This is a genomic window from Prosthecobacter debontii, from assembly GCF_900167535.1.
Taxonomy (GTDB): Bacteria; Verrucomicrobiota; Verrucomicrobiia; order Verrucomicrobiales; family Verrucomicrobiaceae; genus Prosthecobacter; species Prosthecobacter debontii.
The window spans coordinates 156,748-164,698 of record NZ_FUYE01000004.1; the positions used below are offsets into that span (position 1 = coordinate 156,748).

The 7,951-nt window shown below is 56.4% G+C and carries 4 protein-coding genes; 3 read left to right on the forward strand and 1 reads right to left on the reverse strand.

All coding sequences use genetic code 11. The features are described 5' to 3' along the window. Positions 1 to 2 precede the first annotated feature (2 nt). On the reverse strand, positions 3 to 446 hold the full coding sequence (locus B5D61_RS07315; RefSeq protein WP_078812683.1) for a pyridoxamine 5'-phosphate oxidase family protein: 444 nt from the start codon (positions 444 to 446) through the stop codon (positions 3 to 5). Between the two features lie 262 nt (positions 447 to 708). On the opposite strand from B5D61_RS07315, the gene B5D61_RS07320 reads away from it, so the two are divergent. From B5D61_RS07320 to B5D61_RS07335, 3 genes are all read left to right on the forward strand, one after another. Next, on the forward strand, positions 709 to 3,087 hold the full coding sequence (locus tag B5D61_RS07320) for a Tex family protein (protein ID WP_245846502.1): 2,379 nt from the start codon (positions 709 to 711) through the stop codon (positions 3,085 to 3,087). Positions 3,088 to 3,312: 225 nt separating this feature from the next. Next, complete coding sequence (locus B5D61_RS07325) at positions 3,313 to 4,374, forward strand: hypothetical protein (protein ID WP_078812684.1); 1,062 nt, start codon at positions 3,313 to 3,315, stop codon at positions 4,372 to 4,374. Between the two features lie 355 nt (positions 4,375 to 4,729). Continuing rightward, positions 4,730 to 7,822, forward strand: a complete 3,093-nt coding sequence (locus B5D61_RS07335; protein WP_078812686.1) for a c-type cytochrome — start codon at positions 4,730 to 4,732, stop codon at positions 7,820 to 7,822. Positions 7,823 to 7,951 lie beyond the last annotated feature (129 nt).

Sequence of the window (7,951 nt, forward strand, 5' to 3'; positions counted from 1 at the left end):
AATCACTGCCCCACTAGCACTTCGTGATACTCCAGAGCCCATTCCTTCATGTAGCGGACGCGCGTGGGGGTGAACTTGTAAATGATGAGTTCGGGGTTGTTGATGTCGCGCAGGTAGGTGCGGAGGAGGGCGTTGCTATTCCAGATGTCCTCCAGCAGGGCGCGGTCGGTGAGGATCTCGGCGGTGGCGGTGATGCGGACTTGGTTGTGGTCGTCATCGGTGTAGCAGAGTTCGGCCTTCGGGTTGGCGGCGAGCTCGGCGGTTTTGCCATAACGGCGGAGATTGGCGACATAGACGACGAAGCCCTCGGTGCGCACCGGAGAGACGGGCCGGACGCGGGGCTGATCCCCCTCCACCGTGGCAAGGACGGGGAACTTGGCGGCTTTCAGGGTGGCCTGAGCCAGGGAAGGGAGGTCGGCGGGATCAAAGGGGGCGGGTGCGGGCATGGGCAGTAAAACGGTGTTCAGTATGATGTCTTCAGTTTTCAGTAAATGGAGATCAGGGGTAAAAAGCCAGCCTGACCACTGACCACAGCTCGCGCACAGCGCAGTTGGGTTTGTCAAGCTTGGGACGCGAACAAAAGTTTCGGGCTGAGGTGCCTCTGGGGTTGCCCTGGATACCCCTTTCGCTAACTCAATGAGGTGTCAGGGCGGTGTGCTCCCAACCCTCCAGACTTTTGATTTTTGACCCACTGACCTTTTTTCAACCATGTCTGCTGCCAACGAACTGAACATCAATATCGAGCATGTCGAACGCGTCGCCAAGGAGCTAGGCCTGAAGGCCATCCAGGTGGGGGCGACGGCGAAGCTCTTCGCCGATGGTGCGACGGTGCCCTTCATCGCTCGCTACCGTAAAGAGGCGACGGGCTCTATGGATGAGGTTCAGATCCAGAATGTGAAGGATCGCATGGAGCAACTGGTGGCGCTGGATGACCGACGAGCGGCGATTGTGAAGTCTCTGGAGGAGCGCAAGCTGATGACGGATGTGCTGCGGGCAAAAATCGAGAAAGCCGAGACGATGAACGTGCTGGAGGATATCTTTGCGCCGTTCCGTCCGAAGCGCCGCACGCGGGCGACGATTGCGAAGGAGAAGGGCCTAGAGCCGCTGGCGGACTTCATCGAGGCGAATCTATTCACTCATGGCGTGGATCTGACCTCCGAGGCGGCCAAGCTGGTGAATCCAGATCACGAAAACGAAGAGCTTCGCGTGAAGGATGTGAATGAGGCGCTGGCCGGTGCTCGTGACATCATTGCGGAGCGTATCAGTGACAATGCGGAGGCTCGCGCTGCTCTGAGAAAGCTGTTTGCCGAGCAGAGCACGGTGTCCTCCAAGGTGATGTATGGTAAGGAAAACGAGGCGGATGCGCAGAAATTCCGGGACTACTTTGATTGGTCTGAGCCGCTGAAGGCCATCCCCTCCCACCGCATGCTGGCCATCCGCCGAGGTGAAAAAGAAGGCTTCCTGCTGATGCGGGTGAACCCACCGGAAGACACCGCGGTGCAGGTGGTGAGCAATCTCTTTGTCAAAGGCGGCAATGCGTGCACAGATCAGATGAAGCTGGCTTGTGCGGATAGCTACAAGCGCCTGCTCAGCAGCAGCATGGAGACGGAGTTTCGCCTGGAGTCCAAGAAAAAGGCCGATGCCGAAGCGGTGCGTGTTTTCGCGGATAACCTGCGTGAACTCCTGCTGGCTGCGCCTCTCGGACAGAAGCGTGTGTTAGGGATCGACCCAGGCTTCCGCACAGGGTGTAAGGTGGTGGTGCTGGATGCGCAAGGTCAGCTCCTTTTCAATGATGTGATCTATTTGTTAGGTGAAGGCAACAGCCTGATGCAGGCGAAGACGCTGATCCTCAATCTGGTGGATCGTTTCAAGATCGAAGCCATCGCCATCGGTAACGGCACGGCCAGCCGTGAGACGGAAAACTTCATCAACAAGATCGGTGTGCCGAAGGCCATCCCCGTCATCATGGTGAATGAGAGCGGAGCCTCCATTTACAGCGCCAGTGAAGTGGCGCGTGAGGAGTTCCCGAACCATGACGTCACTGTGCGTGGTGCGGTGTCCATCGGACGCCGTCTCATGGACCCGCTCGCCGAGTTGGTGAAGATTGACGCCAAGTCCATTGGAGTCGGTCAGTATCAGCATGACGTGGATCAGAACCTTCTGAAGAACAGCCTGGACAACGTGGTGATCAGCGCGGTGAACGGTGTCGGTGTGGAACTGAATACGGCGAGCAAGCAGTTGCTCAGCTATGTGTCCGGCCTCAACAGCACCCATGCGGCAAACATCGTGGCTTTCCGCAACGAGAACGGCCCCTTCAAGACGCGCAAGGATCTGCTGAAGGTGCCTCGTCTGGGCGACAAGGCCTTCGAGCAAGCTGCAGGCTTCCTGCGTATCCGAAACGCCACGCATCCGCTCGATGCCAGCGCGGTCCACCCTGAGCGTTATCCCCTGGTGGAGAAAATGGCGGCGGATCTTGGCTGCACCGTGGCAGACCTGATGCAGAAGGCGGACCTACGCCAGAAGATCGATCTGAAAAAGTATGTCAGCGAGGAAGTTGGTCTGCCGACCCTGCAAGACATCATGAACGAATTGGCTAAGCCGGGACGTGACCCACGTAAGCAGTTCGAGGTCTTCAACTTCGCAGAAGGTGTCAACGATATGAAGGACCTGACCGTGGGCATGAAGCTGCCGGGCATCGTCACCAACGTGACCGCCTTCGGGGCCTTCGTGGACATCGGCGTGCATCAGGATGGCCTCGTCCACGTCAGCCAGCTCAGCGATACCTTTGTGCGTGATCCCGCTGAAGTCGTGAAGGTGGCTCAGAAGGTCATGGTTACCGTCACGGAGGTGGACATCCAGCGCAAGCGCATCGCCCTCAGCATGAAGTCGAAACCGGACTTCGAGAAAAAGACCGGCGGAGGTGGTCCTCGTCCCGCAGCGCAGGGAGGCCCAGGCGGCGGTCAGCGCAGCGGCGGCTTCGGCGGAGGAGATCGCAATCGCAGCAGTGGAGGTGGTATGGGCAATCCCTTTGGAGGCGGCGGCGGTGGTGACTGGTTCACCGCAGCGACGCAGAAGGGGAAGAAGTAAGCCTACTCTGACAGCGAGAGAGAGAGATCTCAAGCGATCAGCACAGCGAAGGCGCTGTGCTGATCTCGCTTCATGGATCGGGAGAAGTCATCTTAAATCTTGGTCCACTCGTGTCGCTTAGGCTTTCGGCTGCCAAGTGAATGCAGCGGAATGATTCTAGGCGTTTGCTTGAACAATGAGATTGAAGGGATCAGTTGTTCTTCACTAGAATGAACAGGCGAAGTGATGTTGACCTATGACCCGATCCTCTTAGCCAATGTTGGCACCCCATTCATCTTGGGCAGTATGGCTCATTTGGCAGGAGGAAACATGCTGCTGGGAGGATTAGATGGCAACTTGATCGCCAGATGGTTTGGTACATCAAAGATCAGAAGTGTCTGCATCTCCATGGCCGCTAACTACTTTTCGGCTTGGTGTGGCGGTATCCCTCTTTGCTATTTTTTGGCCAACCAAGACGGGATCACCATCGTCAATATCAAGACGTGGTTTTTGGGGTTCGTCATCCTCGCGTTCCTTCTGACGTTGCTCCTCGAACTGCCTTTTATCTGGCTGATTCTACGACCAACAAGGGCCTCTTTCTGGCGTGTGTTGAGGGCAACGATTCTGATTCAAACCATCAGTTATCCACTTCTGTTTGGATGGTATTGGCTCGTTAGCGACAAGTCCATGCTTACCCGTCTGGAGACAGTGCCTGCATCAAAACTGGATTTACCCACAGATTGTTCATTGTTTTACGTTTCGTCAGACGGTCGCCAAGTGATTCAATGCGCTCTAGATGGCAGCCAAGGTCAAGTCGTGGCTGAAGTCGCTATTCTGGAAAAAGATGGATCTTTGAGGGTTCAAACGAAGCCTTCAGGGGGCTATCAACTGATGTATCAAAGCAGACGTGAAGGTCACGACAAGATACTCATAGGCGACTTTAGCTCATCCCTTCCAGGGAAGTCTCCACCGAGTGAAGGTGGCGGACTCTTATGGGGAGAGATCCCTTCTCTGTCTCCAAACAACAAGTGGCGATATTTGACTGGGTTTTGGGCCAGCTATGGACTGCAACGTTGGCAAAAAGGTTTCAAAACCGAGATGTATGGGATGGAGTTGCCTTTCGCCTCGTGGTACATCCGTAATGCGGTTCACATCCAGGATGATTTAGTGTGTTTCCGATTGGGTGACGATCAAATCTGCGCCTTGAGATTTGATCGACGCCAGATCGCTTTAATCACACGTGGGCGGGCCTTGTTGGTCGTTAGGAGGCCGCAAGACCTACTCCCAAGCGAGTCCAAAACCCAATGAATTCAGAAACCTGTCTTGATTCCAACGGAGGAAGCGACTGCCCTTTTCGCAGGGGGCAAGCTTATCGGGTGCGATGCGACTTCAGAGCCTTGAGGGATCGCTTCCGCGAGGGCGAAATCTTGGTCTATGAGTCTCTGGCTTATTCTCGCTATGATGGGATCATGGGCTATTTCTTCCGGCAGGAAGGCAGGCCAGAGATACGGATTTGGGATCTGGAAGACGAGAAGCCCATCTCTGTCTGGCGAGACTTCTTCGAGGAAGTTCCGAGCGTTTGAGAACGCGCGACTCCGAAATAAAGGAACACGCTGTAAGGGACGAATGACGGAACACGTACTTTGATGCCTTTTTCTTGACCATGACGGCTCGTTTCTTTCCTCTTCTCACGCTTTGTTCTTTGGCTGCGACGCTTCACGCGGAACCGCAATGGATTTGGTCATCGAAAAAAGCCGAGGCTCAGGAAAAAGCGACCTTCAAGCAGAGTTTTGATCTCAAGCTGACCCCGAAATCCGCCACCCTTAGTCTGACCTGTGACAATGGCGCGACCGTTTTCATCAACGGCAAAAAGGCGGTGGTGAATGAGGATTGGCAGAAACCGGTAAAGGTCGATGTGATCAAGCTTTTGGAGTTGGGAGCCACCAACGTCATTGAAGTGCAGGCCACGAATCGTGGAGGCAGCGCGGGTATGATTGCCAAGCTCGAACTGGAAAAACAGCAGGGCGGTGTGGAGGTCATCGAGACCAACGACCAGTGGCAGGCAGCGGCCACGGGCACGAATGACTGGAAGCCGGCGGTGGTTCTCGGAGCTTATGGCGTCGGCCCCTGGGGAAAGGTGTTTGATGGGAAGATCGGTTTTTCCAAAGGTGAAGGCACGGTGGTGGCGGCTGAGGACGTGACCGTGCCAAAAGGCTTTAAGGTGGAACTCCTCTACACCGTGCCCAAGGAAGAGCAGGGGTCCTGGGTGGCTCTGACGACCGATGACAAAGGCCGCCTGATCGCTTGTGATCAATACGGCAGCCTCTATCGCATGAGCGTTCCTGCCATTGGCAAGACGGAGTTGCTCAAGCCCGAGAAACTAAACATCGAATTCGGCAAGGCTCACGGGCTTCTGTATGCCTTTCATAGCCTCTATGTGATGGTGAATGAAAACGGTAAAGACAATGGTCTGTATCGCCTTCAAGACACCGATGGTGATGATCAATACGATAAGAAAGAGCGATTGGTCACCATGGCCGGTGGTGGGGAGCATGGCCTGCACAGCATGACCGTCAGCCCCGATGGTAAGCGCATCTATTTCAATGGCGGCAATCATACCGAGCTGCCTAACGAACTATCCAAAAGCCGTCCCGCTAAACTTTGGGACGAAGATCACATCCTGCCGCGCATGTGGGATGCCAATGGACATGCTCGGGGCAAGATGGCACCGGGAGGATTCATCTGCAGCATGACCCCTGAGGGCAAAGATGTGGAGCTCTTCTGCTATGGCTTCCGCAATGAATTCGACATCGCTTTCGATCTCAGCGGCGAGCTCTTCACCTACGATGCTGATATGGAGTGGGACATCGGTTCCCCCTGGTATCGCCCCACGCGTGTGAATCATTGTGTCAGTGGTGCCGACTACGGCTGGCGCAGCGGCAGCGGGAAGTGGCCGCGATACTATCCCGATAGCTTGCCGACGACTTTGGACATCGGTCCTGGAAGTCCCACGGGCGTGGTCAGCGGTCAAGGCGCCAAATTCCCCGCCAAGTATCAGCGCGCGGTCTTCATCAACGACTGGACCTATGGCACCATGTGGGCCATCCACCTGCACCCAAAAGGCGCCAGCTTCCTGGCCGAGCGTGAGGAGTTTGTCTTTGGCAAACCACTGCCTCTGACCGATGTCATCATTCACCCTCAAGATGGTGCCATGTATTTCGCCATCGGAGGACGCCGCACTCAGTCGGGTGTGTATCGTGTCACGTATGTGGGTGATGAATCCACAGCTCCTGTGCAGGCGCTGCCTCTGGATGAAGAGACCCGCATGCGCCATGTCCTGGAATCCATGCATGCCGATGGCCAGGAGCCTGCGAAGATCCTCGCCGCTGCTTGGCCTTACCTCAGCCATAGCGATCGCCATGTGCGTTATGCCGCCCGTGTCGCCATCGAGCGTCTGCCGCAGGAGCTCTGGAAAGACAAAGCTCTGGGCGAAACTCAGCCCATGGCGTTGATCGAGGGCCTTGTGGCTTTGGCTCGTGTCAATGGCACGAAGTCCGAAGCTCCTGCCGCGAAACCTGCCGCCGGTTCATCTTCTCCTGGCATCAGTGATGTCACTCCCGATAAGGTCGAACTCCAGCAGCAGATGCTGGGGGCCTTGAGTCGTCTGCAAGGGGCCGATCTCAGCCTGGATCAGCACTTGGCCGCCCTGCGTGCTTTGGAACTCATCTTGATCCGTCTTGGCAAACCCGCCCCCGAGGTCTGTGCCTCCATCGTGGAGAACCTGGAGCCGCATTACCCGAGCGAAAGCGACGCCGTGAATCGCGAACTCTGCCAGATCCTCATCGCTCTGGACTCTATTAAGGCTCCGGCGGAAACCCTGGCTCTCATGGCCACCGCCAAGGATGACTTCAAGGAAGTCGCCAGCGATGCCGTTCTCAGTCGCAATGATGGTTATGCCAATGCCGCTCGTGCCGCAGCAGGCAGTCGCCCGAATGCCCAGCAGATCGCCTACATGTTCGCGCTGCGGAATGCCAAAGTCGGTTGGACTCCCGAACTGCGGAAGACCTTCTTCTCCTGGTTCCCTCGTGCCCGCACTTGGAAGGGCGGCAACAGCTTCAAGGGCTTCATTGAAAACATCCGCAAGGACTCCCTGGCCACCTTCGTGCCTGAGGTCGAGTTGGCTGACATGGAGGCTCTGAGCAGCAAGGTGGAAGGGAGTGACATCCCCAACTACGTCGCCCCGAAAGGCCCCGGTAAAGCCTGGACCGTGGACGAAGTCGTCACCCTCGTTGGCAGTGGCTTGAAAGGTCGCGACTTCAAGAATGGCGAGGCCATGTATCGCAGCGTCATGTGTGCCACCTGCCATCGCTTCAATGGCGACGGCGGCAGCATCGGCCCCGACCTCACCGGCAGCGGCAACCGCTACACCATCCGCGACCTCATGGAAAACATCGTGGAGCCGAGCAAGGTCATCTCCGATCAATACGACAGCCACGAGATCGTCAAGAAAGACGGCACCACCATCCTCGGCCGCATCGTCGTGGAGGAAAACGGCAAGGTCTTCGTCATGGCCAACCCCTTCGCTCCGAACGACCAACTCGCGATCAACGAGAGCGAAATCGCTCGCAAGGAAACCCGCAAAGTCTCCATGATGCCCCCCGGCCTCATCAATGCCTTGAACCAGGACGAACTCCTCGACCTCATCGCCTACCTGCTAAGCGGCGGCAATGACCAGGACAAGGTGTTCGCGAAGTGATGCTCAAGGCGTGACGGCATCCTGCCGTCATATGAGGCCAGGATGGCCTAGAGGATACGTTGATTGTCAATGCGTTATGAGAGCTTTTATGAAAGACACACGTTAGACACACTGCTCATTCATTGAATC

Coding starts and splice junctions, on each gene's coding strand:
- B5D61_RS07320 (WP_245846502.1), top strand. CDS start 709: ATGTCTGCTGCCAACGAACTGAACATCAATATCGAGCATGTCGAACGC.
- B5D61_RS07335 (WP_078812686.1), top strand. CDS start 4,730: ATGACGGCTCGTTTCTTTCCTCTTCTCACGCTTTGTTCTTTGGCTGCG.
- B5D61_RS07315 (WP_078812683.1), bottom strand. CDS start 446: ATGCCCGCACCCGCCCCCTTTGATCCCGCCGACCTCCCTTCCCTGGCT.
- B5D61_RS07325 (WP_078812684.1), top strand. CDS start 3,313: ATGTTGACCTATGACCCGATCCTCTTAGCCAATGTTGGCACCCCATTC.